Here is a 25,388-nt window from a genome sequence, read left to right as displayed (position 1 = left end):
CCCATGCGCAAGTTCTCCGTCCTCCTCCTGGGCCTGCTGCTCCTGGCCCTGACCGCGGGGCCCGCCCACGGCGCCGACAACGGCAGTTGGTCCGTCTTCCCGGCCTCCTCGCAGGTCGCCGACCGCCCGTACTTCTACCTCTCCGCCGACCCCGGGACGAGCCTGAGGGACAAGGTCGTCGTCGCCAACAAGACCGGCCGCCCGCTGACCTTCCGCCTCTACGCGGCCGATGCCTACAACACCGCCCGCGACGGCGGTTTCGCCGTACGGACGCGGAAGGAGAAGCAGCGCGGGGTGGGCGCGTGGGCGAAGCCCGCCCGCGACCGGGTCACCGTCCCCGCGCACGGCAAGGTCACCGTGCCGTTCACCCTGACCGTCCCCGAGGGCGCCGAACCCGGCGACCACCCGGGCGCGTTGGTCGCGCTCGACGAGCGGGTCGACAACGGCGACGGCAGCCTCGCGCTCGGCGTGCAACGGGCCGTCGGAGCCCGCGTCTACCTCCGCGTCGGTGGCCCCACCCTCCCCGCGATCGCCGTCGAGGACGTCCGGGTCACCCACGACCAGCCGCTCGTGCCCGGCCTCGGCGACAGCACCGCGACGATCTCCTACACCCTCCACAACACCGGCAACGTCACCCTCGACCCGAAGGTGGAGCTGCGGGCGCGGGGCCTGTTCGGCCGTACGCTGCTGGCCCGCGACCTGAGCGGGATCCCCGCCGAGCTGCTGCCCGGTCAGCGCGTACGGCTCAGCGAACCCTGGGGCGGCGCGCCCCAGTTCGACTGGGGCGATGTGACGCTCACGGCGAGCGCGCAGGACACCCGCGAGTCGGCGAGCGCGTCCTTCTTCGCCCTGCCGTGGCTGGTGGCGGCGGTACTGGCCGTGGTGCTGCTGGTGGGAGCCGTTCTGCTGATCAGAGCGCGTCGGGACCGCGCTCGCCTGTCCGCACTCGTACGACCGTCTCCACCGGCATTGCCCACACCTTCCCGTCCCCGATCTTCCCCGTCTGCGCGGCCTTGACGATCGCGTCGATGACGGCCTCCGAGTCGGCGTCCTCGACGACGACCTCGATCCGGACCTTGGGGACCAGGTCGACCTGGTACTCGGCGCCCCGGTAGACCTCGGTGTGGCCGCGCTGACGGCCGTAGCCACTGGCCTCGGTCACGGTCATGCCGTGCACACCGAGCTCGTGGAGAGCGGTCTTGACCTCGTCGAGACGGTACGGCTTGACGATCGCGGTGATGAGTTTCATGCCTGGGGCTTGACCTTCTGCGCGGAGGGAAGGACGGACGCGGTGACCGGGGCGCCGTGGCCCAGGACGCCGTGATCGTATGCGGTCTCGGCATGCACCGTAAGGTCCAGACCGGTGTACTCCTGGTCCTCGCTCGCACGCAGGCCCACCGTCTTGTCGATCAGCTTGCCGATGCCGTACGTCACGAGGAAGGCGTACGTCCCCACGGCGAGCACGGCCACCAGCTGCTTGCCGAGCTGGGCCAGGCCCCCGCCGTAGAGGAGCCCCTCGGGGCCGCCGGTCATCGACTCGACCGCGAAGACCCCGATGAGGAGCGTGCCGATGACTCCGCCGACCAGGTGGACGCCGACGACGTCCAGGGAGTCGTCGTAGTTCAGCCTGAACTTCCAGCTCACGGCGTACGAGCAGACCGTGCCGGCGGCGAGACCGATGGCCAGGGCACCGAGCAGGGAGACCGAACCGCAGGACGGGGTGATCGCGACCAGGCCCGCGACCGCGCCGGAGGCGGAGCCCAGGGTGGTCGGGTGGCCGTCACGCTTCTGCTCCACGAAGAGCCAGCCGAGCAGGCCGGTGCAGCCGGCCGCGAGGGTGTTGAGGAACGCGGCGGCGGCCAGGCCGTTGGCGCCGAGGGCCGAACCGGCGTTGAAGCCGAACCAGCCGAACCAGAGGAGCCCCGCGCCCAGCATCACCATGGGCAGGTTGTGCGGGCGCATCGCGTCCTTCTTGAAGCCCAGCCGCGGGCCGAGGACCAGGCACAACGCGAGGCCGGAGGCACCGGAGACGATCTCGACGGGCAGTCCGCCGGCGAAGTCCAGGGCGCCGAGACTCTCGAGGATCCAGCCACCCGGGCCCCAGACCCAGTGGGCGACGGGAACGTATACGAGCAGCGCCCAGACGGGCACGAACACCAGCCACGCGCCGAACTTCGCGCGGTCCGCGACCGCGCCGCTGACCAGGGCGGCCGTGATGATCGCGAAGGTGAGCTGGAAGGTCGCGAAGAGGAGGGTGGGGACGGTGCCGTGGACGCTGTCGGGGCCGAGGCCGGACATTCCGGCGTGCTCCAGCCCGCCGATGATCCCGCCGCCGAGGTCGTCCCCGAACGCGAGGGAGTATCCGGCGGCCAGCCACACCACCGTGACCAGGGCGATCGACACGAAGCTCATCATCAGCATGTTGAGGACGCTCTTCGTGCGGACCATGCCGCCGTAGAACAGGGCCAGGCCCGGGGTCATCAGCAGGACGAGGGCGGTGGCGGAGAGCAGCCAGGCGGTGTCGCCGGTGTCGATGCTCTCTACGGCCAGGGGCGCGGCGAGGGTCACGGTCGTCTCCAACGGTGTGGGGGCTCGTCAGAGGGTCACCGGCGTGCGTTTCGACTTGTGCACGGGTGTGTTTCCGTGACGTTTCGTTGCGTGGGCGTTTCGGAAAGCTCACGCGGAGGACTGCGGACGGACGCTTGTGCGGCGGGGCTCTGTGGATCAGGGAGAATGGGCGCCATGAGCGTTCGCAGTCAGTCATCCGAGCCGGCGGCGTCGTCGTCGGTCCCCCACCGCGCCGGCTTCGCCTGCTTCGTGGGCCGCCCCAACGCGGGCAAGTCCACCCTCACGAACGCTCTGGTCGGGCAGAAGGTGGCGATCACCGCGAACCAGCCGCAGACGACGCGGCACACGGTACGGGGGATCGTGCACCGGCCCGACGCCCAGCTGATCCTGGTGGACACCCCGGGACTGCACAAGCCGCGCACCCTGCTCGGCCAGAGGCTGAACGACATCGTACGGACCACCTGGGCCGAGGTCGACGTGATCGGCTTCTGCCTGCCCGCGAACGAGAAGCTCGGTCCCGGTGACCGCTTCATCGCGAAGGAACTGGCGTCCATCAAGAAGACGCCGAAGATCGCGATCGTCACCAAGACCGACCTCGTCGACGGCAAGACCCTCGCCGAGCAGCTCATCGCGATCGACCAGCTCGGCAAGGAACTCGGCTTCGAGTGGGCGGAGATCGTGCCGGTGTCGGCGGTCGGGGACAAGCAGGTGGGTCTGCTGGCCGACCTGATCGTCCCGCTGCTACCGGAGGGCCCGGCCCTCTATCCCGAGGGTGACCTCACCGACGAGCCCGAGCAGGTCATGATCGCGGAGCTGATCCGTGAGGCCGCGCTGGAGGGTGTGCGCGACGAGCTTCCCCACTCCATCGCCGTCGTCGTGGAGGAGATGATCCCCCGCGAGGACCGGCCCGCCGACAAGCCCCTCCTCGACATCCACGCCTTCGTCTACATCGAGCGGCCCAGCCAGAAGGGCATCATCATCGGCCCCAAGGGCCAGCGGCTGAAGGACGTCGGCATCAAGTCCCGCAAGCAGATCGAGGCGCTGCTGGGGACACCGGTGTTCCTCGACCTCCACGTGAAGGTCGCGAAGGACTGGCAGCGCGACCCTCGACAGCTGCGCAAGCTTGGCTTCTGAGGCTGGGTACGGGGGGTTGCGGCACGCGGCACGCGGCAAGTGGCAAGCGGCTGAAGGATGTCGGCGTCAAGTCCCGCGAGCAGACCGAGGCGCTGCTGGGGACGCCAGCCGTGCGGCGGTAGCCGCGTATCGATACAGCCTGGACCTCCACGTGAAGGTCGCGAAGGACTGGCAGCGCGACCCTCGACAGCTGCGCAAGCTCGGCTTCTGACCCTGGGTACGCGGCAAGCGGCTGGCGGGTGTCGGAGTCCCGTCCCGTAAGCGGGGTCAGAGTGGGCGGGGTGATGGGCCTGTCAGTTGGCCGGTGGCTGTGAGGGCCAGGCGGGAGAACAAGGTGCCCGAGAAGCCGAACAACAGGGCCATCGCCAGGGCCAGGGGGCGGTCCGGGGCGTCCCACGAGTTCGCCAGGAAGACCTGACCGAGGAGGTTCAGGTCCGGATCGGCGAGCATGCGGACGAGCAGCAGGCCGCCGACTGCGGCGAGGGCACCGCCGACCGGGGCGAGGACCAGGACGCCCCAGGACGACGCGCGCTGGGATCGCAGGACACCGATGACAGGGGAGAGGAAGCCGCCCAGCGCGCCGAGGAGCATCGTGTTGTGGTGGTCCAGCACAGTGCCGACCAAGAGGATCGTTGCCAGGCCGGTGGTCGCCAACCACAGGGCGATGCGCTGCTGTTCGTAGTCCCGTTCCGACGACGTGTCCTCCAGATCGTGGACGCGCCGCACGGCGGCGAGCAGCAGGGCACGGGCCTCGGGATCGTGCGGGTCGGCGGCCGAGTCGGCGGCGAGCCTCGCCGCCAGCTCGGTGTCGGCTGGCTCGGAGGCGGCGGTCGGTCGATGCAGCAGCCACTGGCGTTGCGCGTGGAACTCCGCGACGGTCTCCACCGACAGGAGCCCGCGTTCCGCGGCGTGCAGAACTCGCCAGGCGGCGGCGAGCTTTGACAGGGGGATGGCCATCACACCGAACCGGGAGCTGAGCCGCCAGACGACGGTGCCCCCTCGGTCCAGGTCGTTCAGGCGGGTCAGCACGGCGACGACGGTGACCTCCTCGGCCGATCCTTCGGCAGAGGTGACGGCCAGCAGTTCGGCTCTGGCCCGGCAGTCCCGCAGCCGGGCCTGGAACAGGCGGTAGCGCGGAGCGGCGATCAGGCCCCGGCTGGTGACGTACACGATGAGCAGGTAGCAGGCGCAGACCAGCTCGAGTCCCTGACCGCTGTCACGCACCGGTCGTTTCCTCTCCCTCCCCCGCCCCCGGCCGGGCCTGGCCCTGGGCGTCCTGTGTCCGGTCCGGGTCCGTGCTCTGTCCGGGCCCCGCGGTCAGTACCGCCTGTAGCAGCGCGCCGAGAGCCGGGGCCTTGTCCGGGCGGGTGGCGAGGAGCGCGGCCAGATCGGCGGCGGCCCGGTTGCGGTCGGCCGGGGTCGGAGGGTGCAGGACGCTGATGTCGGACAGCGCTGCCAAGGACGCCGGGGCACCGGAGAGGATCTGTGCCGTGAGCCGGTGCACCATGGCCGGCCAGACGGCGAAGAAGAGACTGGCCTCCAGATCCGCCAGCCACTCCAGTGCCTTCGCATCGGCGGCGTCCAGGGCCGTGCGGATGCGGTTCTGGAGAGCGTGCGGCCCGCGGACCAGAGCGTAGGTGGGCTCGATCCCGTCCTGGGTGGCCAGTCCGAGGAGGGCGCGGTGGTAGCCGGCCACAAACGCTGTTTCCGGAGCCCTCGCCGCCATCTCGGCCAGGACCTGGTCGGCCTCCGCGGTGAGCAGGTCCGTGGCGTGGGCGGTCAGATACTCGGCGGAAGCGGTCCAGTGGTCGGCCGAGAGGGAAGCGTCCTCGCCGCCCGTGAACCAGTCCGCGACGATCGTCCACAGCAGCAGAGGTCGGTAGACGGTGTCCACCGGGGTGCCGGCCGCGATCCGCTCCAGGCGCTCCGCGCGTTCGAGGGCCGCCGGATTGAGCAGCGCCCATCCCCGTACGGCCTGTACGGACTCCGGCTCCAGCAGTTCGGGGTGGGCGAGCAGGAAGGCATGGGACTCGGCCGGTGTCGGCGTGGTCAGCCAGGACTCCGTCAACCGCAGCGCGGCCTCGCTCACCTCCAGCCACTCCGGTGCCGCACCGTCCTCGCCGCATCGACGCGCCACGATTTCGCGCAACGTGGGATCGGCCTCGGTCGCGCGGCGCAGGAGACGGCGGGTCATGAAGGTGACCTCCGCGTCGAGGTCCTCGGCGGTGCCGGAGAGGAGCGGGCACAGCAGGTCGACCACGGCGTCCGGGGCACCGATCGACAGGTGGTGCGTGGCGAGTTGGCAGGCGAGCGCCGCGGCGACGTGGGCCTGGCCCCGGCACGATTCGATGATCTCCTCGAAGCGCCCGGTGACTTCCTCCGGCCGTCCGGCCGCCTGTAGATGAAGGGCGAGATTGTTGAGTGCCGTGAGCAGGTCGGGCAGGTGAGTGGTGGCGTCGGCCAGGGCGAGGTCACGGCGGATCCGGGCGACCTCGTCGGCGGGCGCCACGGCCTCTTCCGGGCGTCCGGCTTCCGTCAGATTGACCGCCAGGTTGTTGAGTGCCGTGAGCAGGTCCGGAAGGTGAGCGGCGCGGTTGGCCAGGGTGAGGCGGCGGAGGATCCCGGCGCACTCCTCCAGATGCCGTACGGCCTGTTCGGGATCTCCGCGGTGCGACAGAAAGTTGCCCAGGTTGCCCAGCGCCACGCCGAGACGGGGGAGGTGTACGGCGGGGTTGGACTCGACCAGCTCGCGGAACAGGCCGATGGATTCCTGCGCCACCGGCATGGCCTCGTCGTACCGGGCGGTTTCCGCAAGCCGGATGGACAGGTTCTGCAGACTGTCCGCCAGATCGGCCTGGTGGACGGCGGGGTTGGCGAGGGCGAGGTGGCGGCGGATGTGAGCGGACTCCTCGGCCGCCTGAAGGGCGGCTTCGGGTGGCAGTACGGCGGCAAGTGCACTGAGGGAGGCCGCCAGACCATCGGAATGCTTGCCGGGGTTGGCTTCGGCGAGGCGACGACGGATGCTGACGGACCGCGCGGCAGGGACCACGGCCTCCTCCCGCCGTCCGGCTTTGGCCAGACGCACGGCGAGTGCGCGGAGCGACCAGGCCAGGTTGGGACGATGGGCGGAAGGGGAGGTCCTGGCGAGCATGGAGTAGATCTGGAAGGCCTGTTCGGCTGCGGCCACGGCCTCGTCGTGTCGTCCGACGTCCCCGAGGCGGTCGGCGAACTGGCCGAGTGACCGGGCAAGGTCGTCAAGGTGGGCGTCGGGGTCGGTCGTGGCCAGCTCGTGGTGCAGCCGTACGCCTTCCTCGGCGACGGCGAGGGCCTCGTCGTATCGCCCGTTGTCTCCCAGGCGCATGGCGAGCCGATCGAGGGCGTAGGCCAGGGAGGGGCGGTGCGCGGCGGGGTTGGCCCGTGCCAGCTCGCGTTGGAGAGCGACGGCCTCCTCGCCGAGTTCGAGCGCCTCCTGGTGCCGCTCGAACTCCGCCAGGTGCACGGAGAGGTTGCCGAGTGACACGGCCAGGTCGGGATGGTGGGCGGCGGGGTTGCTTTTGGCGAGGTCGCGGTGGCAGGCGGTGGCTTCTTCGGCGAGCCCCAGAGCCTCCTTGTGCCGCCCGGCGTCCACGAACTCGCTCGCGAGGTTGGAGAGAGCCGCGGCCAGCTCTCGACGGTGGGCTGTCGTGTTCTCCCGGGCGAGTTCGCGGTACAGGTCAGTGCCCTTCTGTACCGCGTCGAGGGCCTCGTCCTGCTTCCCCACACTTCGCAGCCTCAGCCCCAGATTGACAAGCGTGCCGGCCAGACCCGGACGGTGGACGTCGGGCCCGGTCCGGGCGAGCTCCTGGTAGTGGGCGACGGCCTCCTCGGCCAGTTCCAGCGCCTCGTCATGGCGCTCGGCTTCGGCCAGCAGGTTGGAGAGGCTGCTCAGAGAGTCGGCCAGATCGCCGCGATGGGCGGCCGGACTGGCCGCCGTGAGCTCCCGGAAGATGGCCACGGACTCCTCGGCCACGGCCGTGGCCGTCTCTCGCTGCCCGTTCTGCGCCAGCAGCACGCAGAAGATGTTGAGCGACATGGCCAGTTGAGGCCGATGGGCGGCGGGGTCGCTCTTGGCGAGGTCGCGGTGGAGGGCGACGGCCTCGTCGGCCAGACACATGGCCTCCTCTCCCCGCCCGGCCCGGTCCCGGCGCCAGGCGAACGCGCGCAACACCACGGCGAGCACCGGGAGATAGGCCGCCGAGTTCACCTCGGCCAGCTCCCGCAACGCCGAGACCCCGGTCTCCTCCGCGACCACCGCGTGCTCCGGCAGATACTGCCGCAGATAGGCGTTCGCGTCCTTGGGCCGGGCCCCGCCCCCGGTCTGGCGCAGTGTGAGTGCCACGAGTGCCCGAAGGACCGCCACCTCACCGGGCAGGTCCTCCCCGTCCCGTCCGCGTCGGGCGTCCGCCTCCCGCAGATGCGCCACCAGCTCCCGGTGGTACAGCCGGTACACCGCCTGGTCCGCGTCGCTGTCCTCGACGATGTACCGGCCGTAACGCGCCAACACCCAGTCGATGTCCTCGGGGCCGTACGTCGCGCCCCGGCGGCTGATGGCCCCCGCCGCCGCCTGCCACACACCGTGCGCGGGCATACCGGTCCCGGCGGCCCACGCGAGGGCGGTCAGCAGGTCGTTCGCCGCGGCGGGCAGGGGACCGTCGGCCTGTAGGTCCTGGGAGAGGGCGTCCTCGATGCCGTCCGGAATCCGGTCGCGCCAGGGGTGGGCCGGGTCCGCGGACAGGTGGCGGGCGAGGGCCGAGGCGACGATGCGGGCGAAGAGGAAGCCACCCCGGCCGCGGGCGGCACGGCCCGCCAGTTCGGGGGCGATCTCGGCGGCGATGCCGGTGGGGACACCGTCGGCTTCGAGTCGTTTGGCCACGTAGGCCGCGATGTCGTCGCCGGTGTCGGGCTCCTCGTCCAGGTCGACGACCCGGACCGCGGCACCGGCGGCGCGGGTCAGGGCCGCGCCGAGGGTCTCGCCGGGCTCGGCGTGCGGCTGGAAGGGACGGTCACGGGAGGCCAGCAGGACGGTGCACAGCCGGCTGAGGGGGACCAGCAGTTGCTCGGCGATCGGGCCGGCCTGGTCCGGCGCGGCCTCGTCCAGGCCGTCCAGGACCAGGACGTGCCGGCGGGCTCCCGCGCTCTCCAGGCATTCCAGTTCGGCGATCAGACCCGCCGGTGTCTCGGGAGCGGGCAGGCCCAGTTTCTCGGCCAGTGCTTCGGCCACGTCCTGCACACGCATGCCTCGCAGGTGCACCGCCGCGTCGACGCTGCGCCTCCCGGGGTCGGGTTCGCCGGGGAGGAGAGAGGCGTTCTCGAGGATCTGTCTGCGTTCCTCGGGGTGCGACAGGGCGGCGATGCGCCCCGCGACGGCGGACTTCCCGCAGCCGGCGCTTCCCATCAGCAGCAGCATGCCCGGCCGGCCCTCGGCCAGCCACTCGGTGATCTCGCCGAGGAGGCGCCTGCGGCCGGTGAAGAACCAGCCCTCCTCCGTGGGGTCGATGCCCTTCGCCGCGAGGACAAGGTGTGCCACCAGCGCCTCGCCCGCGTGAGCACGCCACAGCGGGTTGCGGAAGATCGGCTCGGGATGCCCCGCGCAGGCCTGCACGGGGTTCTGGCCGTTCTCGGACGGCCACCCGTCGATGACGGTCTGAGCCAGGGTGTGGCCGCTGATGCCCTTGTTGCGCACGCTCCACTCGTGGCGGTACCGGCTTTCCGGGGCGGGGCCGTGACGCAGCGTCCGCAGCACGGCCTCCAACAGGGCCCCTCTGCCGCCCTCGGCCTGTTCACCCTCCTGGCAGGCGGCGAGCACACCCAGCCATGCCCGGCGCGGCGCCGGCAGCGTCCTGTTGGCCATGAGGCTCAGCGCCTCCTCCACTGCCGCGTGTGCGCCGGCCCCGGCATGACAGGTGTCCAGGAGGACGAGGACCTGGTCGGCGCCGCTCTCCAGCACTCGGCTGACGAGGTCGTCGGTGGTGACGTACTCATCCCTGCTCCGCAGGCTCCCTGCCCTGCGGGTGATCAGCCAAAGGTCCGCCCGGTGCCCACGCTCGGCGTGTCCGGACCAGGCGACCACGGCGGGCCCGTGCGCCCCGTCCGCGGCCCACCCGGTGGACCAATCGGGCAGGCCGGAGAGCAGAGCGGCCTGGTCCGGGTTGGACAGTACGGTCGGGCGGTAGCCGAACGTGCCCAGTACGTCGGCCAGTTCGCCCACCTGGGCCACGGCCCCGTCGAGCGGCGTGAAGCGCTGATCGTCGTAGGCCTCGTACACGACGGCCAGGAATGTCCCGTTGCCGTGCGCACTGTTCACTTGTGCCATGTGTCGCCGTTCTCGTCGTCACTGATGAGCGCGAGCGCCGTCACGGCCCCCGCTGCCGCGTCCCCCGCCGCATGCACCGTCACCCGGTACGCCCCCGGCTGCAGGTCCGTGAACCGCCCGGAATAGTGGCCGCCCCCGAGGTTGCGCAGGGTGCGGTGGCGCGGGATGCCGTCCGGGCCGGTCAGTTCGGCGCGGACGGCGAGTTCATCGGACCCGGCCCGGTCACCGGAGGCCCGCGCCTCCACCGGCAGGGGCTCGGCCGCGGGCGACTGTTCCGGGACCCGCACGCCCATCGGATACGCCGGGCCCGTGCTCCGGTGGACGCGCGGCGCGGGCGCGAGCTGATCGAACAGGCTCTCGCGCACGCCGATGTGGGCCTTGAGCGCCCCATGGGTGGCGAAGGCGGTCCTGGCGGACCCGCTGTCCGGGGCGACTTCGGCCGGGTAGGCCGCGAACCGCGGCACCCGCCCGTCACCGCCCTCGTCCCTGCCCTCGATGGTGTCGCGCAGCCACAGCAGTTCCCCCTCCAGGGCCGCCGTGGTCACCGTGGGCTGCCGTACCCCCACCACGGGCAGGCACAGCCGGTCGCTGCCGCCTCGCCCGACGCGCTCCAAGGCGGCGTCGCGGATCTCGGCGTGAAACGTCCCCGCGTCCTTCAGGAGAGCGGGGTCCACTCCGGGCAGCCCGCCGGCGACCTCCCGTGGCTTCAGCAGTCCCCGGTGGCTTTCCAGACAGGCGTAGTCCGGGACGAGTTGATGGAGGGAGGGAAGGGTACGGGCGAAGCCTGTCAACTGGGTCGCCCGCGGCCCCCGGCGCCCCAGTCGGACCCCGCTCACCAGAGAGTCCAGCGCACCGACCGACCCCCGGTGCGGAGTTCCCAGGGTGATCAGCCGGCGGGTGACCTCCGCGCCACCCAGGCACTCGACGTAGTAGCGGCCCACCAGGCCACCCATCGAATGACAGATCAGCCGCACCCGTGCGTCCGCGCGCTCGGGGGCCGACGCCCGCCATCGGCCCAGCGCCTCGTCGACCCGGCGGGCCAGGCGGCGGGCGTTGTAGCGGCACGACAGCCGCCAGTCGTAGGCGAACTCCAGGAAATTCGCCCCCGGTCGGAGCGTGAACTCGCGCCGCAGCCAGGAGGTCAGCGTGTCGTAGCCGTCGGTGAGCGGCCACACCCCTGGTAACGCGTGCAGGCCGGGAACCAGGCCCGTCGGCACGACACCGTCACCGGGGTGGTCGTCCCCGATGTCCCTCGGAAGGGCCAGCTCCCTCACCGAACCGGCGAACGTCCGGACGGCCTGCCAGACGGCAGTCGGAGAGGGCCCCCACACCTCACGTCCCCCGAGCATCAGGCGGCTGCCCATGATGCCGGGGACGACCACCACCAAGTCGTCGATCGACTCGCGTCGCATCGCGCGGTACCCCCCGGTTCGCTGTGGCCACTGTTTAGCAGCCGGGGGACGGCAGGGGAGCCATATGGACGGAATGGACAGAATCGGAGACAAGTGGACGAGATACGAAGACGGTTCGCTCAGTTCTTGGTCACGGGGGTTCCACCGGGGATCATGTCCTCCAGGCCCGGCACGCACGGCGGTTGGAGGCATTCGGGCTCCCCGAGAGCGGTCGTCAGCCTTGGGCCCGCAGCAGCGCCCGGTACCACCCGTACGACGACTTCGGTGTCCGCTCCAGCGTCTCGAAGTCCACGTGGACCAGCCCGAACCGCCGCGCGTACCCCTCCGCCCACTCGAAGTTGTCCAGCAGCGACCACACGAAGTAGCCGCGGACGTCCACGCCCGCCTCCGACGCCTCGTGCAGGGCGCGGATGTGGCCGTCGAGGTAGCTGATCCGGGACTGGTCGTCGACGCCCTCGTACGAGCAGCCGTTCTCGGTGATGACGATCGGGGGGAGCCGGTCGCCGTACCGCTCGTGGAAACCGGTGAGCAGTTCGGTCAGGCCCGCCGGGACCACCGGCCAGCCGAAGTCCGTCACCGGGACACCCTCGATCTCCCACACGGAGAAGGGGAGTTCGGCGGGGATCGTCAGCCCGCCGAACTCGATGTCCGCGCCCTGCGGGGCACCCACCCGGGTCGGCGCGTAGTAGTTGACGCCGTACCAGTCGAGAGGCTCTCCGATGATCTTGAGGTCGGCGGCGGCGTCGCCCGGCATCAACTCGCCGAGGCCCTCCGGGTATTCGCCGAGCAGGACCGGGTCCGAGAACAGACGGTTGAGGAGCAGGTCGTAGAAGCCGGCCGCCTCCAGGTCGGCCTGCTCCCGCGACGCCGGCCACGTGGGCCCGTGCGAGTTCGCGATCCCGATGTCCGTGGCACCGGCCGCGCGCAGCGCCCGTACGGCCAGACCGTGGGCCAGCAACTGGTGGTGGGCGGCCGGAAGGGCGTCGAACATCAGCTGCTTGCCCGGCGCGTGCGCGCCCAGCGCGTGGCCGAACAGCGTGTGCTCGGCAGGCTCGTTGATCGTGATCCACTTCTTCACGCGGTCACCGAGGCGGTCGGCGACGACCGACACGTACTCCGCGAAGCGCGACGCCGTGTCCCGCTCCAGCCAGCCGCCCGTCTCCTGGAGGGCCAGCGGCAGGTCCCAGTGGAAGAGGGTTGGGACCGGGCGGACGCCCGCCGCGCACAGCTCGTCGACCAGACGGTCGTAGAAGTCCAGGCCGCCCTCGGCGCGCACCCGCGGCCAGGAGATCGAGAAGCGGTACGCGCCCACACCGAGGCCGGCCAGCAGGGCCACGTCCTCGCCGTGACGGTGGTAGTGGTCGCAGGCCACCGCCGCGGTGGAGCCGTCCTTCACCCGCCCCGGCTCGGCCGAGAAGGCGTCCCAGACGGACGGCTCGCGCTGGTCCGCCGCTCCCTCGATCTGGTGGGCCGAGGTCGAGACGCCCCACAGGAAGCCGTCCGGGAACTGGGGTATCGGGTTCGTCGCCATGCGCCGGATCATCGGTACTGGCGGGTAGCGAAGTCAACGGGCAGGCGCGACAAACGAGTTACGCGCCTTCCTTGAGCACCCGGGAGATCAGCTTGCGCTGCTCGTCGGTGAGCCGGGGGTCGGCCGCGTACACCGTCTTCCCGTCGACCGTGATCTGGTAGGCGAAGCCGTCCGGCACCCCGATCGGCGGCGTGCCCCGTCCCTCGGCCACTGCCTTCTCGGCGAGGGCGTGCCATTCGTGGGCATCGGGCCGCCCCGAGGTGTTCACCTCGGCGTGCCGCTCGATGCCCGCGAACCCGCCCGTGCGCCGCACCTGAATACGCATGGTTCCTGTCTAGTACGGAGTCAGAGAATGCGCACCCCGACCTGCTCCCACGCCTTCTCCACCGCCTGGAGTTCCTCGCCGCCGTCGCCGAAGCGCTCGCGCGCGGCCCGGACGGTCAGCTTGGCGAAGTCGCCGAAGAACGCCCGCTCCGTGAGCTCGCCGCCGGTCAGGGCGTCGTACCAGATCTGTCCCGCCTTCTCCCAGGCGTAGCCGCCGAGCGCGGTGGCGGCCAGGTAGAACGCGTGGTTGGGGATGCCGGAATTGATGTGGACGCCGCCGTTGTCGCGGCCGGTGCGGACGTAGTCGTCCATGGTCGCGGGCTGCGGGTCCTTGCCGAGGACGTCGTCGTCGTACGCGCTGCCCGGCTCCTTCATGGAACGCAGGGCCTTTCCGGTGACGCTCGGGGCGAGCAGGCCCGCGCCGATCAGCCAGTCGGCCTCGGCGGCGGTCTGGCCGAGGGTGTACTGCTTGATGAGCGAGCCGAAGACGTCGGACATCGACTCGTTGAGGGCGCCCGGCTGGCCGTAGTAGGTGAGGTTCGCCGTGTACTGGGTGACGCCGTGGGTCAGTTCGTGGCCGATGACGTCGATCGGGATGGTGAAGTCGAGGAAGATCTCGCCGTCACCGTCGCCGAACACCATCTGCTCGCCGTTCCAGAAGGCGTTGCCGTAGTTCTCGTCGTAGTGGACGGTCGCGTCCAGCGGCAGGCCGTCGCCGTCGATGGAGTGGCGGCCGTAGGCCTTGAGGTAGAGGTCGAAGGTGGCGCCGAGGCCGGAGTAGGCGCGGTTGACCGTGGCGTCCTGGCCGGGCTCCGAGCCCTCCGCGCGCACTTCGGTGCCCGGCAGGTCGGTCGTGTGCCCGGCGTCGTAGAGGGTGCGCAGCGGCTGGTCGGTCGGTGCCTTCGCCCTCGGAGCGGTGGCCAGGCCGAACTCGGCGCTCACCCGGCGGCGGCCGCGCTCCTGGGCGTCGCGGACCAGTGTCCGCCGGGCGGGGCCGGACAGGGCCGGGTCCTCGTTGCGGGCGAGCTTGTCGAGGACATGGGGTGGCACGATGGTGCAGAAGACGGGCTCGAAGCCCCCGTTGGTGGTCATGCCGGGCACCCTTGCACTGAGTTATACCGCTGTCACTACCCGCCACCATGATTGGTGAAATGTGCCGACAACGGACCTCACGGTGGGTAGCGAAGTGGTATAGCGCACTCTTTGTCCCATTGGCCCCTTCTTGCGCGGGCGATCCCGCATACTGATACGGGCCCGCGCATCCGGGGCGGCTCGGCTACGCTACGCAGCATCATGCGTTTCGGGCTGCTTCTCCTTAGCTGCCGCGGCGAGGGCCTGTAACCGAGGCCGGCCCCCTCCCCGCGGAGTTTTGGCTTGCGCCGTCGGCCGTCCCTCAGGACCCGCCTTCGAGGAGCCCCCGCATCATGGCGAACCGCCAGCAGCCCACCTCCATGCCGATCCACAAGTACGGCCAGTACGACCAGGTCGACATCCCGGACCGCACCTGGCCGGACAACCGGATCACCGTCGCCCCCCGCTGGCTCTCCACCGACCTGCGTGACGGCAACCAGGCCCTGATCGACCCGATGTCGCCCGAGCGCAAGCGCCGGATGTTCGACCAGCTGGTCAAGATGGGCTACAAGGAGATCGAGGTCGGCTTCCCGGCCTCCGGCCAGACCGACTTCGACTTCGTGCGCTCCATCGTCGAGGAGCCCGGCGCCATCCCCGACGACGTCACCATCTCCGTACTGACCCAGGCCCGCGAGGACCTGATCGAGCGCACGGTGGAGTCCCTGAAGGGCGCCAAGCGCGCCACGGTCCACCTGTACAACGCCACGGCCCCCGTCTTCCGTCGGGTCGTCTTCCGCGGCTCGAAGGACGACATCAAGCAGATCGCCGTCGACGGCACGCGGCTGGTCGTCGAGTACGCCGAGAAGCTGCTGGGCCCCGAGACCGAGTTCGGCTACCAGTACAGCCCGGAGATCTTCACCGACACCGAGCTGGACTTCGCGCTGGAGGTCTGCGAGGCGGTCATGGACGTCTGGCAGCCCGGACCGGGCCGCGAGATCATCCTCAACCTGCCCGCCACCGTGGAGCGTTCGACCCCGTCCACGCACGCGGACCGCTTCGAGTGGATGAGCCGCAACCTGTCCCGCCGCGAGCACGTCGTCATCTCCATCCACCCGCACAACGACCGCGGTACCGCCGTCGCCGCCGCCGAGCTGGCGCTGATGGCCGGCGCCGACCGCGTCGAGGGCTGTCTGTTCGGCCAGGGCGAGCGCACCGGCAACGTCGACCTGGTCACTCTGGGCATGAACCTGTTCTCCCAGGGTGTCGACCCGCAGATCGACTTCTCCGACATCGACGAGATCCGTCGTACGTGGGAGTACTGCAACCAGATGGAGGTCCACCCGCGCCACCCGTACGTGGGCGACCTGGTCTACACGTCCTTCTCCGGCTCCCACCAGGACGCCATCAAGAAGGGCTTCGACGCCATGGAGGCCGACGCGGCCGCGAAGGGCGTCACCGTCGACGACATCGAGTGGGCCGTGCCGTACCTGCCGATCGACCCGAAGGACGTCGGCCGTTCCTACGAGGCCGTCATCCGGGTCAACTCGCAGTCCGGCAAGGGCGGTATCGCGTACGTCCTGAAGAACGACCACAAGCTGGACCTGCCCCGCCGGATGCAGATCGAGTTCTCCAGGCTCATCCAGGCGAAGACGGACGCCGAGGGCGGCGAGGTCACCGGCGGCGCCATCTGGGCCACCTTCCAGGACGAGTACCTGCCGAACCCCGAGAACCCGTGGGGTCGTATCCAGGTCAGGAACGGGCAGTCGACGACGGACAAGGACGGCGTGGACACGCTCACGGTCGAGGCCGAGGTGGACGGCGTCGAGACCATGCTGGTCGGCACCGGCAACGGTCCGATCTCCGCGTTCTTCCACGCGCTGCAGGGCATCGGTATCGACGCCCGCCTGCTGGACTACCAGGAGCACACGATGAGCGAGGGCGCCTCCGCGCAGGCCGCCTCCTACATCGAATGCGCGATCGACGGCAAGGTCATCTGGGGAATCGGCATCGATGGGAACACGACACGTGCGTCACTGAAGGCGGTCGTCTCCGCCGTCAACCGCGCGGCGCGCTGATCACCCTCACCAGCGGTTTAGGGCCCCGTTCGCCTTCTGTAAGGCGGGCGGGGCCCCGTCGTATACCGGCCATTCCCTGTGGAGGTCACGGAAAGGTCTCCTCCGGGGTACTGACTCCACCTCATGGATGTGGCTAACATCACGCAAGCGCTGCGATGTTGCCGCGTGGTTACGGAGGTGCGACGTGCTGCCAGGACGGGGACGAAACGGCCGTGCCGTCAGGCCTGCGCGCCTCCTGGGCACCCGTACCGCGTGGACGACCGTCGGCGACGGCGAATTCTTCTGCCCCGGCTGCGGCGGTGACCGCAACTACCAGCGGCTGACCGGGCGCCGCCGTTTCACCCTCCTCGGTATGCCCGTCGTCCCGCGCGGCGAGACCGGGCCGGTCGTCGAGTGCGCCGCCTGCCGCCATCACTTCGGCACCGACGTCCTCGACCATCCGACCACCACCCGCTTCTCCGCGATGCTCCGCGACGCCGTCCACACCGTCGCCCTCGCGGTACTCGCCGCGGGCGGCACCTGCTCCCGTACGGCCCTGGAGACCGCCGCCGCCACGGTCCGCGCCGCCGGCTTCGACGACTGCACCGAGGACCAGCTGGAGGCCCTGGTCGAGGCCCTCGCCGCCGACACCGGCCGGTTCTACGACCGCCCCTGCGGAGCGGGCCTCGCCATAGAGCTCCACGAGGCCCTCGACCCGCTGGCGCCCCACCTGGCTCCCGCCGGCCGTGAATCGATCCTCCTCCAGGGCGCTCGCATCGCACTCGCGGACGGCCCGTACACCCCCGCCGAACGCGACGCCCTCACCACCGTGGGCTCCGCGCTGACCATCTGCGCGGACGAGGTGACCCGACTGCTGGCCACGGCCCGGACGCCGTCGTAGTCCGTCGCAGTCCGTCGTAATCGTCATGGTCTGTCGTGGTCCGTCGCAGTCCCCCGTATCGCGCCCGCCGTTACTCCCCAGGGAGTAGTCCCGGCCGTCCGTCACCCCGCGCAGTACCCCGCAACTCGCCCTCCCGTCCGACGACTCGCCCCCGCCCCGCCGGAAGTCTGGAACCCAACCGGACACCGACCGAGGGGAGGCCGCCGTATGGGGGCCGTAGGGGCTTGGACAGCGAAGCATCGGCGGAGCGTGCCGTGGCTTGCGCTCGGGTTGTGGGTCGTCGTGCTGGCGCTCACGTCGCCGTTCGCGGCGAAGCTGGCGGACGTCCAGCGGGACCGGGCGGTGGACTACCTGCCGGCCAGTGCCGACTCCACGCAGGTGGCGAAGATCCAGGAGCGGCTGCCCGGCGGGGAGGCCACCGAGATGGTGCTCGTGTACCACCGGGACAGTGGGCTGACGGCGAAGGACAGGGCGACCGCGGCCGAGCAGCTGGAGCGGATCGCGGGGGCGCACCGGCTCACGGGTGAACCGCGGGGCGTTCCGTCCGAGGACGGGACCACGGTGATGTACCCGGTCGCCAGCACCGAGCCGGGGACGGACGAGGACGCCCGCGACGCGCTCGTGGGCGACGTGCGGGACATCGCCAGGGGCGGGGACGGACTGAGCGTCGACGTCGGCGGGGAGGGGGCGCTAGCGACCGACGCGGCCGAGGTCTACAACTCGCTCGGCGGGCCGCTGCTCTACACCACGGCCGCAGTCGTCGCGCTGCTGCTGATCCTCATCTACCGCAGCCCCTTCCTGTGGCTCGTGCCGCTCGCCGTCGCGGGTGTCGCCGACTACCTGTCGATGGGCGTCGCCTACGGGCTCAACCAGGGCTTCGGGACCTCCGTGTCCGGCCAGAGCTCCGGCATCATGACGATCCTCGTGTTCGGCGCGGGCACCGACTACGCGCTGCTGCTCGTCTCCCGCTACCGCGAGGAACTACGGCGCGTGGAGCGGCCCTACGACGCCATGGTCGCCGCCCTGCGCGGCTGCGGGCCCGCCGTGCTCGCCTCCTCCGGGACCGTCGCCGCGGGGCTGCTGTGCCTGCTCGCCGCCGACCTCAACAGCAGCCGGGGCATGGGGCCGCTGGGCACGGTGGGTGTGCTGTGCGCGCTCGCCGCCATGCTGACCCTGCTGCCCGCGCTCCTGGTGCTGCTCGGGCGGCGGGTGTTCTGGCCGCTCGTGCCGCGGTACGGCAGTACGCCCAAGGCTCGCCGGTCGCTGTTCGCCGCGATGGGCAGCTCCGCCGGACGCCGGCCGCTGACCGTCCTCGCGAGCGGGGCCGTGCTGCTCGGCGCGCTCGCCCTGGGCGCGCTGAACCTGCCCGACGCTCTCAAGCAGGAGGACTCCTTCACCAGCAGGCCCGACGCGGTCGCCGCGATGGAGACCCTGGCCGCCGCCTACCCCGGGCACGGCACCCAGCCCCTCACCGTCATCACCCCCACCGGCCGCGCCGACGCCACCCTCGCCGAGATCCGCGGCACCCGGGGCGTCGACAGCGCGGAGCGCGGCCGCGGCGGAGGAGGCTGGACGGAGATCTCCGTCACCGCCGGCTCCCCGCCCCAGTCCGCGGGCGAGACCGCCACCATCGAGGCCCTGCGCGACCGGCTCGACGGCTCCTACGTCGGCGGGCCCAGCGCCGAACAGCTCGACCTGAAGGACACCAACGCCCGGGACCGGCTGATCGTCGTCCCGCTCGTCCTCGTCTCCGTCCTGCTGATCCTCGTCGCCCTGCTGCGCTCGCTCGTCGCGCCGCTGCTGCTGGTCGCCGCCGTGGTCGCGGTGTGGGGCGCGGCCCTCGGCATCGCCGGGCTCGTGTTCGAGCCGGTGTTCGGCTTCGAGGGCACGGACCCGGGGCTGGGGCTGCTGTCCTTCGTGTTCCTGGTGGCGCTGGGCGTCGACTACGGCATCTTCCTGATGCACCGGATGCGGGAGGAGTCGCTGAACGGCGCGGAACCGGTCGCCGCCGCGCTCACCGCGCTGCGCACGACGGGCGGGGTCATCGCCTCCGCCGGACTCGTCCTCGCCGCCACCTTCGCGGTGCTCACCAGCATGCCGCTCGTCCAACTCGTCGAGCTGGGTTTCGTCATCGCGGTGGGCGTGCTCCTCGACACGTTCCTCGTCCGCACCTACCTGGTCACCAGCGCGAGTGTGGCGCTGCGTCGGCGGGTGTGGTGGCCGGGGAGCCTGTCGCGGGCACCGCGGACTCCGGTACGCCCGGACCGCCAGCCGGAGCCGGTGTGAGCCGCTCACACACCCGCGGGGCGCCCCTCCCCTCCCGGAGGGGCGCCCCTGTGACGCAGGATGAGCCGGTGCGCGAGACGACGAGGACGACGGCCCGCCCCCGCCCGGGCGAGCGGATCATGGAGGCGATCAACCGCGACCCCCGCACCGCCCCGCACGGCACCCGCAACGACGCGCTGCTGGCCGTGGCCCTCGCCGTGACGGCCGTGTGCCTGGTGCTGCTCAGCGACGGCGGTGGCCGACCGGACGCACTCGACCAGGGCCACCGCCCACACGCCCTCGGCTGGACGCTGCTGCTCGCCGCGCATGTGCCGATCGTGTGGCGTCGCCGTCGTCCGATGCTCGTCCTCGCCGCGGTGGTGGCGCTGGTCGTGCCCTACCACGCCCTCGACAACAACCACAACGGCCCCACCCTGGCGGCCTTCGTCGCGCTCTACACGGTCGCCGTCACCGGCCGCCCCCTGCGCACGGTGCTGACGGGCGCCACCGTCCTCGCCATCTCCATGAGCGTGATGCTCACCGTCGACACCAAGCAGGCCCTCGAACTCCTGCGCATCTCCGGCTGGATCATCGCCGTCCTCCTCTGCGGCATCGACGTCCGCTACTACCGCCAGTACGTCTCCTCCATCGTGGACCGCGCCGAGAAAGCCGAACGCACCCGCGAGGAGGAGGCCCGCCGCAGGGTCGCGGAGGAGCGGCTGCGGATCGCCCGGGACCTGCACGACCTGCTCGCGCACAGCATCACCCTCATCGGTGTGCAGACCTCCGTCGCCGCGCACGTCCTGGCCGCCGACCCCGAGCGCCTCGACCGGGAGACTATCGCCAAGGCCCTCGACGACATCGCCGAGACCTGCCGCAGCGCACGCGGCGAACTCCGTACGACGCTGGAGGTGCTGCGGGCGTCCGAACACGGCGAGTCCCGCGGCCCGTTGCCCGGTCTCGACGGACTGACCGACCTGGTGGAGGCCGCGCGGCTCGCGGGCGCCCGCGTCGAGTACGGGGTCCGGGTCCGGCAGGCCCCGCCCGCCGTGGGTGCCGCCGCCTACCGGATCGTGCAGGAGGCGCTGACCAACGCGGTCCGGCACGCCGGTCCCGAACCCGCCGTAACGGTCGGGCTGTACGAGGCGCAGGGCGCCCTGCGTCTGACGGTCACCGACGACGGGACCGGACCCGTGCCGGGCACCGTCCCCGGCTTCGGACTGGTCGGAATGCGCGAGCGGGCCCGCAGCGTGGGTGGCACACTCGACGCCGGACCACGGGGCGGGGGCGGCTTCGAGGTGACCGCCGTACTGCCGCTGGCCTCGCCCACGCCCGAATGGGGGACCGGATGACCGTCCGGGTACTGCTCGCCGACGACCAGACCCTCGTACGGGAGGCGTTCGCGATGCTCGTCGAGTCGGCGCCGGACATGGAGGTGGTCGGGCAGGCGGCCACCGGTCGGGAGGCCGTGCGGCTGGCCGGCGGCACGCGGGCCGACCTCGTGGTGATGGACCTGCGGATGCCCGACCTCGACGGCATCGAGGCGACCCGGCTGATCGCCGCGAACGAGGACCTGGCCGGGGTGAGGGTGCTGGTCCTCACCACCTACGACACCGACGAGAACATCGTCGAGGCGCTGCGCGCCGGTGCTTCCGGGTTCCTGGTGAAGGACACCCGCCCTGCCGAACTCCTCGACGCGATCCGCACGGTGGCCGCCGGGGACGCGCTGCTGTCGCCCGGGCCCACCGCCCGGCTGATCGCACGGTTCCTGCGCAGCCCGTCCGCGCCGGTGACCGGGGACGGACCCGAGTGTCTGTCGCAGCGGGAACGGGAGGTGCTCGCGCTGGTCGCGCGCGGGCTCAACAACACCGAGATCTCAGGGGCGTTGGGGCTCAGTCCGCTGACCGCGAAGACCCACGTCAGCCGGATCATGGGGAAGCTGGGGGCGCGGGACCGGGCCCAACTGGTCGTCGTGGCGTACGAGTCGGGGGTGGTGACACCGGGGGGCGTGTGACGGTCGAGGGTTGGTGGTCGACGGTCGACGGCCGCCTGACCGGCTCCGGGGGCGCCGACCCCTGTGCGGCGCTCCCGGAGCATCGGTCCTACGGGAGGGTCTTCTCGTACGACTTGTCGTCGTCGGAGTCGTAGAGCAGCGTGCCGTCGGCGTCGTAGCCCTTGATGCGGGGGGCGACGGTGACCTGCTGGTTCAGGGTGCCGGAGGCGACGAACCAGCCGTGGTCGAGGGCGGCGTCGCTGGTGGCGCCGCCGTAGGAGACGGTCACCTTGGCCACGGACGGCTCGACCGTGCCGATCACGCCCCAGCGGAACGGCAGCTTCCAGGCGCCCTTGTCCATGAACGACTGCTGGTACAGCTTGCCGCCGTTGATGTCGGCCAGCACGGGCGGTGAGTTCGGCAGCCGGTCACCGCCGACGCTGGTGTTGATCCCCGAGTCCTCACCGGGCTTGATGTCGCAGATCAGCCGGGTCTGCTTCGGCTTCTCCTTCACGGCGACGACGAAGATGCCGTCGCCGGGCGCGTTGGAGTCGCCGGTGCTGTTCATCGCCAGGATGATCCGGTAACTGTCGGCCGTGCCGAGGTCCGTGTCGTTCATACGGCCGGAGGCGTACTTCCGGTCGTCGGCCAGACACTTCTCCAGCCCGTCCGAGGCCTGCGCCAGTGTGATCCCGTCGAGAAGCTGCCCGGGCGTGGCGGGCCCCGCGGGCCCGGTCGGAGTCGGCGAGGGCGTCGGCGTCGGGGTGGTGGCGAGCGTGGCACTCGCCGACGGCTTCGAGGCCGCCGTCCGGGCATCCCCGCCCGGCACGCCCAACGCGTACGCGCCCACGGGCATCGCGGCCAGCGTCACCAGCACCGCCCCGGCCGCCGCCACCCGGCGCCGCCGTTCGACCACGCCCCGGCGGCGGATCTCCGGGTACGGGGCCGGCGACGGCCGGATCGTGTAGGCGCCCTCGGCGAGCAGCTCACGCACCTGCTCCTCGAAGTCCCCGCCGATGTCCGCGCCGGCGTCCCCGCCGATGTCCGCGCCGGCGTCCTCGCCGATGTCCGCGCCGGCGTCCCCCTCGCCGCCCTGCCCCCGCCGCTGTTCGTCGTTCACCTGGTACCCCCCTGCCGGGACGGCGTCCCTTCCTTGCCGGTGTGGGCGCGGTCGGATCCGTCCATGACCTGCGCGAGCCCCGGATACGTACGCAACTTCGCCAGTCCCTTGGACGCCTGACTCTTCACCGTGCCGGGGGAGCAGCCGAGGGCCTCGGCGACCTCCGCCCCCGACATGTCCTCCCAGTACCGCAGGACGATCACCGCCCGCTGCTGGGGCGGCAGCCCGGCCAGCGCGCCGAGCAGTGCGCTGCGCTCGTCGGCCCACGAGATCGCGTCGCGCGCCGCCACCTCCGGCGGAGCCGCCGTCAGCGCCTCCGTGACCCGCCGCTTGCGGAACCGGTCACTGTTGCAGTTGACGAGCACCCGCCGGACGTAGGCATCCGGATTGTCACTGCGCGACACGCGCCGCCAGGAGCGGTACACCTTCGCCAGCGCGGTCTGCGTCAGGTCCTCGGCGTGGTGTGCGTCGCCGGTCAGCAGATAGGCGGTCCGTACGAGACGGGACCACCGCGCTCTGACGAATTCCTGGAACCGTTCCTCTTGTTCGGCCTGCATCAAGCACCCTCCCTCGCCCTCCAGACCACCGTCTCGGCGGATTCGGTTGCCCGGGATCCGACACCGGGTTCGAATGGTCTCGTGACGAGACAAGAGCGCGAGGACAGCCGGGTGGACCGGGAGCCGTGGGGCGAACTGGCCGTCGGTGTAATGCCGTTGCCGTCCGGGCGGCTGGTGCGGGGCCGGGGCCTGCGGCGCCCGCTCGATCCGGGCGCGCCGACACCGTCGTACGGCGTCTACCTCCTCGGCAAGCGGCCGCCCGAGGTCGCCTGGGAGTCCGGCTGGATCCGCTGGCCCGACTTCCGGCTGCCGACGGACCGGGAGGCCGCCCGCGCGGTACTCACCGAGGCGTGGGAGCGGGCCGCCGACGAGCGCGTCGAACTCGCCTGCGGCGGCGGCCGGGGGCGTACGGGGACGGCGCTGGCGTGTCTCGCGGTCCTGGACGGCGTACCGCCACAGCAGGCCGTCGCCTACGTCCGCGAGCACTACGACCGGCACGCGGTCGAGACGCCTTGGCAGGCGCGGTATGTCCGGCGGTTCCGGGGGGCCTAGCGTCGCTGCGGTACGAAGCGGACCGGATGGCCGAGGTAGCCATCTCGGATCCTGGCGACTGTCAGACCGTGGCAGTCGCCAGGACGCCGGAAAGGCCAGCGGTGTTCATTGGTGCGAGCAGTGCTCATGACCTGTGGATCGGTGTCGGCAAGGCGCGCGAAGGGCGTACCTTCCCGAATGATCCTCTGATGGTCATCGAGTGGGCCGATCGGCTCCCTGATCGACGAGATCGTCCGTGAGGGCGCCCGGCGGATGCCGGACGCAGCCCTGGAACCCGAAGTCAAGGGCTACATAGCCGAGTTGACCGGTAAACGGGACCCGCGTGAACGACAAGCGTGTGGACGAGTCGAGCGGGGAGCCGCTGTCCCGGAGCACCGGCGTGCCCGTCTCACTGCTCGCCCGGGCGGCGTGCCGGAGGCGGCGGGGGCAGAACCTCGCCCGAGGTGAAGCGGCCGGGGCGGAAGTCCTTCAGCAGGGGGGACTCGTTGCCGTAGAGCTCGTCCGCGACCAGGCGGCCGAGCAGCGGGGCCAAGGTGACGCCGCTGTGGGTCGCCACCACATAGAACGGAACGTCGGTGGCGGGGAAGCCCGCCACCGTGACACCGTCGCCCGGCATGACGCGCTGGCCGACCCGGACCTTCTCCATGACGGTGCCCTCGGCGGCGTTCAGCACCTCGGGCAGGCGGGCCAGGAGTTCGGTGGCGATCTCGCCGTCGGGCGCGTACGGCTTGGCGGGGTCCGCGGACGCGTCCAGGTCCAGGGCCTGGAGCATCAGGCGACCGCCCCCGTCGGGGCGGACATTGAGCCGTGGGCCGGTCAGGACCCGGGACAGGCGCGCGGTCGCCGGTGCGGTGGTGGCGAGGAAGCCGACCGACGCCGAACCGGCGAGATCCGGGTCCACCATGGGGATGTGCGCGCCGGCCAGTTCGGCCACTCCCTGCGTCCACCGGCCCGCGCAGCTCACCACCGTGTCCGCCGGGTAGCGGCTGCCGTCGGCGCAGATCACGGTCGTTCCCGCCGGGCCGTGTTCGATCGCGGTCACTCCGGCGCCGCCGACCACCGTCACGCCCAGGTCCCTGGCTCCGCCCAGCAGCCGGGACAGCAGCAGCACGGGCAGCGTGTACGCCTCCTCGGGGAAGAAAGCGAACACGGCGTGCGACGGTGCCGCCGCGAGGTCCGGCTCCAGCTTCCCGGCCTGTTCCGCGGTGATCCACTCCACTGGGTAGTCCCTGGCCTTGAGCCGTGCCACCCGTTCGGCCAGCACTTCCTTGTGCCGGTCCGTCACTGCCCACTCCAGGTTCCCGGAAGGGAAGAACCACGGCGCGCCGTCCCCGGCGAGCTCATAGTGTGCGCGCATACCCGCGAGGTTGAGCGCGAAGTACGGCTCCGGCTCCTTGTTCGCGCTGTTGAGCCAGGCGAACGAGTTCGCGGTGGTGCCCGCTCCGGGGTGATCCGCTTCGAGCACCGTGACGTGGGCGCCACGCGCGGCCAGTTCGGCCGCCACGGCCGCGCCCACCACTCCGGCTCCGATGACGACAACTCGCAAGAGAATTC

At 71.5% G+C, this 25,388-nt stretch carries 19 protein-coding genes; 8 read left to right on the top strand and 11 right to left on the bottom strand.

Annotated elements, in window-relative coordinates; translation table 11 throughout:
* Window positions 1-3: 3 nt before the first annotated feature.
* Window positions 4-1,017, top strand: coding sequence for a DUF916 domain-containing protein (locus AB0H86_RS13820; protein ID WP_362436860.1), 1,014 nt, complete (start codon window positions 4-6; stop codon window positions 1,015-1,017).
* Here AB0H86_RS13820 and AB0H86_RS13815 read toward each other — a convergent pair.
* Together AB0H86_RS13815 and AB0H86_RS13810 are read right to left on the bottom strand one after the other, a co-directional pair.
* Window positions 911-1,249 carry a P-II family nitrogen regulator gene (locus AB0H86_RS13815; protein WP_362436858.1) on the bottom strand — a complete coding sequence of 113 codons (339 nt, stop codon included), beginning with the start codon at window positions 1,247-1,249 and terminating at the stop codon, window positions 911-913. The two genes, AB0H86_RS13820 and AB0H86_RS13815, sit on opposite strands and share 107 nt — an antisense overlap.
* On the bottom strand, window positions 1,246-2,568 hold the full coding sequence (locus tag AB0H86_RS13810) for an ammonium transporter (protein ID WP_362436856.1): 1,323 nt from the start codon (window positions 2,566-2,568) through the stop codon (window positions 1,246-1,248). The genes AB0H86_RS13815 and AB0H86_RS13810 overlap by 4 nt, the downstream gene beginning before the upstream one ends.
* Window positions 2,569-2,733: 165 nt before the next feature.
* Here AB0H86_RS13810 and era point away from each other — a divergent pair, with 165 nt between their 5' ends.
* On the top strand, window positions 2,734-3,702 hold the full coding sequence (gene era / locus AB0H86_RS13805; protein ID WP_362436854.1) for a GTPase Era: 969 nt from the start codon (window positions 2,734-2,736) through the stop codon (window positions 3,700-3,702).
* Window positions 3,703-3,969: 267 nt separating this feature from the next.
* On the opposite strand, the gene AB0H86_RS13800 is transcribed toward era, so the two are convergent.
* From AB0H86_RS13800 to AB0H86_RS13775, 6 genes are all read right to left on the bottom strand, one after another.
* A complete protein-coding gene (locus AB0H86_RS13800) occupies window positions 3,970-4,926 on the bottom strand; it encodes a hypothetical protein (RefSeq protein ID WP_362436852.1) in 957 nt (318 codons plus the stop codon).
* Window positions 4,919-10,054 carry a tetratricopeptide repeat protein gene (locus tag AB0H86_RS13795; protein WP_362436850.1) on the bottom strand — a complete coding sequence of 1,712 codons (5,136 nt, stop codon included), beginning with the start codon at window positions 10,052-10,054 and terminating at the stop codon, window positions 4,919-4,921. The genes AB0H86_RS13800 and AB0H86_RS13795 overlap by 8 nt, the downstream gene beginning before the upstream one ends.
* On the bottom strand, window positions 10,042-11,466 hold the full coding sequence (locus AB0H86_RS13790) for a hypothetical protein (RefSeq protein ID WP_362436848.1): 1,425 nt from the start codon (window positions 11,464-11,466) through the stop codon (window positions 10,042-10,044). The genes AB0H86_RS13795 and AB0H86_RS13790 overlap by 13 nt, the downstream gene beginning before the upstream one ends.
* Before the next feature lie 214 nt (window positions 11,467-11,680).
* Window positions 11,681-12,997: a GH1 family beta-glucosidase gene (locus tag AB0H86_RS13785; protein WP_362436846.1), complete on the bottom strand. Its 1,317-nt coding sequence runs from the start codon at window positions 12,995-12,997 to the stop codon at window positions 11,681-11,683.
* A 58-nt stretch (window positions 12,998-13,055) separates the two neighbouring features.
* Complete coding sequence (locus tag AB0H86_RS13780; protein WP_362436844.1) at window positions 13,056-13,322, bottom strand: protealysin inhibitor emfourin; 267 nt, start codon at window positions 13,320-13,322, stop codon at window positions 13,056-13,058.
* 20 nt (window positions 13,323-13,342) lie between these two features.
* Window positions 13,343-14,413, bottom strand: coding sequence for a M4 family metallopeptidase (locus AB0H86_RS13775; protein ID WP_362436842.1), 1,071 nt, complete (start codon window positions 14,411-14,413; stop codon window positions 13,343-13,345).
* Window positions 14,414-14,745: 332 nt separating this feature from the next.
* Here AB0H86_RS13775 and leuA point away from each other — a divergent pair, with 332 nt between their 5' ends.
* The 5 genes from leuA (at window position 14,746) to AB0H86_RS13750 (ending at window position 21,626) form a co-directional block, all read left to right on the top strand.
* The gene (gene leuA / locus AB0H86_RS13770) at window positions 14,746-16,467 is read left to right on the top strand and encodes a 2-isopropylmalate synthase (RefSeq protein WP_362436840.1); all 1,722 of its coding nucleotides are present in this window, start codon (window positions 14,746-14,748) and stop codon (window positions 16,465-16,467) included.
* Between the two features lie 184 nt (window positions 16,468-16,651).
* Window positions 16,652-17,347, top strand: a complete 696-nt coding sequence (locus AB0H86_RS13765; protein WP_362436838.1) for a TerB family tellurite resistance protein — start codon at window positions 16,652-16,654, stop codon at window positions 17,345-17,347.
* 207 nt (window positions 17,348-17,554) lie between these two features.
* The gene (locus tag AB0H86_RS13760) at window positions 17,555-19,633 is read left to right on the top strand and encodes an MMPL family transporter (RefSeq protein WP_362436836.1); all 2,079 of its coding nucleotides are present in this window, start codon (window positions 17,555-17,557) and stop codon (window positions 19,631-19,633) included.
* 119 nt (window positions 19,634-19,752) lie between these two features.
* Window positions 19,753-20,964 (top strand): sensor histidine kinase, encoded by a 1,212-nt coding sequence (locus AB0H86_RS13755; RefSeq protein WP_362437346.1) that lies wholly within the window; start codon window positions 19,753-19,755, stop codon window positions 20,962-20,964.
* Entirely contained in the window at window positions 20,961-21,626 is a 666-nt protein-coding gene (locus AB0H86_RS13750; RefSeq protein WP_362436834.1) for a response regulator transcription factor, read from the top strand. Before AB0H86_RS13755 ends, AB0H86_RS13750 begins: the two co-directional genes overlap by 4 nt.
* Window positions 21,627-21,714: 88 nt before the next feature.
* Here AB0H86_RS13750 and AB0H86_RS13745 read toward each other — a convergent pair whose 3' ends face one another.
* Both AB0H86_RS13745 and AB0H86_RS13740 read right to left on the bottom strand, forming a co-directional pair.
* Window positions 21,715-22,647, bottom strand: a complete 933-nt coding sequence (locus tag AB0H86_RS13745; RefSeq protein WP_362437344.1) for a hypothetical protein — start codon at window positions 22,645-22,647, stop codon at window positions 21,715-21,717.
* Window positions 22,648-22,721: 74 nt separating this feature from the next.
* A complete protein-coding gene (locus AB0H86_RS13740; RefSeq protein WP_362436832.1) occupies window positions 22,722-23,282 on the bottom strand; it encodes a SigE family RNA polymerase sigma factor in 561 nt (186 codons plus the stop codon).
* 150 nt (window positions 23,283-23,432) lie between these two features.
* On the opposite strand from AB0H86_RS13740, the gene AB0H86_RS13735 reads away from it, so the two are divergent.
* Window positions 23,433-23,834 (top strand): protein phosphatase, encoded by a 402-nt coding sequence (locus tag AB0H86_RS13735; protein WP_362437342.1) that lies wholly within the window; start codon window positions 23,433-23,435, stop codon window positions 23,832-23,834.
* Between the two features lie 388 nt (window positions 23,835-24,222).
* Here the strand turns inward: AB0H86_RS13735 and AB0H86_RS13730 are convergent, their stop codons facing one another.
* Window positions 24,223-25,380, bottom strand: a complete 1,158-nt coding sequence (locus tag AB0H86_RS13730) for an FAD-binding oxidoreductase (RefSeq protein ID WP_362436830.1) — start codon at window positions 25,378-25,380, stop codon at window positions 24,223-24,225.
* Window positions 25,381-25,388 lie beyond the last annotated feature (8 nt).

It is taken from the genome of Streptomyces sp. NPDC050997, assembly GCF_040660135.1.
In the GTDB taxonomy this organism is placed as follows: domain Bacteria; phylum Actinomycetota; class Actinomycetes; order Streptomycetales; family Streptomycetaceae; genus Streptomyces.
The sequence above is the reverse complement of the archived record's forward strand: the minus strand, read 5'-3'. Positions and strand labels throughout refer to the sequence as shown.

Coding starts and splice junctions, on each gene's coding strand:
- AB0H86_RS13775 (WP_362436842.1), bottom strand. CDS start 14,413: ATGACCACCAACGGGGGCTTCGAGCCCGTCTTCTGCACCATCGTGCCA.
- AB0H86_RS13785 (WP_362436846.1), bottom strand. CDS start 12,997: ATGGCGACGAACCCGATACCCCAGTTCCCGGACGGCTTCCTGTGGGGC.
- AB0H86_RS13735 (WP_362437342.1), top strand. CDS start 23,433: ATGCCGTTGCCGTCCGGGCGGCTGGTGCGGGGCCGGGGCCTGCGGCGC.
- AB0H86_RS13820 (WP_362436860.1), top strand. CDS start 4: ATGCGCAAGTTCTCCGTCCTCCTCCTGGGCCTGCTGCTCCTGGCCCTG.
- AB0H86_RS13780 (WP_362436844.1), bottom strand. CDS start 13,322: ATGCGTATTCAGGTGCGGCGCACGGGCGGGTTCGCGGGCATCGAGCGG.
- era (WP_362436854.1), top strand. CDS start 2,734: ATGGGCGCCATGAGCGTTCGCAGTCAGTCATCCGAGCCGGCGGCGTCG.
- AB0H86_RS13750 (WP_362436834.1), top strand. CDS start 20,961: ATGACCGTCCGGGTACTGCTCGCCGACGACCAGACCCTCGTACGGGAG.
- AB0H86_RS13795 (WP_362436850.1), bottom strand. CDS start 10,054: ATGGCACAAGTGAACAGTGCGCACGGCAACGGGACATTCCTGGCCGTC.
- AB0H86_RS13755 (WP_362437346.1), top strand. CDS start 19,753: ATGGAGGCGATCAACCGCGACCCCCGCACCGCCCCGCACGGCACCCGC.
- AB0H86_RS13760 (WP_362436836.1), top strand. CDS start 17,555: ATGGGGGCCGTAGGGGCTTGGACAGCGAAGCATCGGCGGAGCGTGCCG.
- AB0H86_RS13790 (WP_362436848.1), bottom strand. CDS start 11,466: ATGCGACGCGAGTCGATCGACGACTTGGTGGTGGTCGTCCCCGGCATC.
- AB0H86_RS13740 (WP_362436832.1), bottom strand. CDS start 23,282: ATGCAGGCCGAACAAGAGGAACGGTTCCAGGAATTCGTCAGAGCGCGG.
- AB0H86_RS13815 (WP_362436858.1), bottom strand. CDS start 1,249: ATGAAACTCATCACCGCGATCGTCAAGCCGTACCGTCTCGACGAGGTC.
- leuA (WP_362436840.1), top strand. CDS start 14,746: ATGGCGAACCGCCAGCAGCCCACCTCCATGCCGATCCACAAGTACGGC.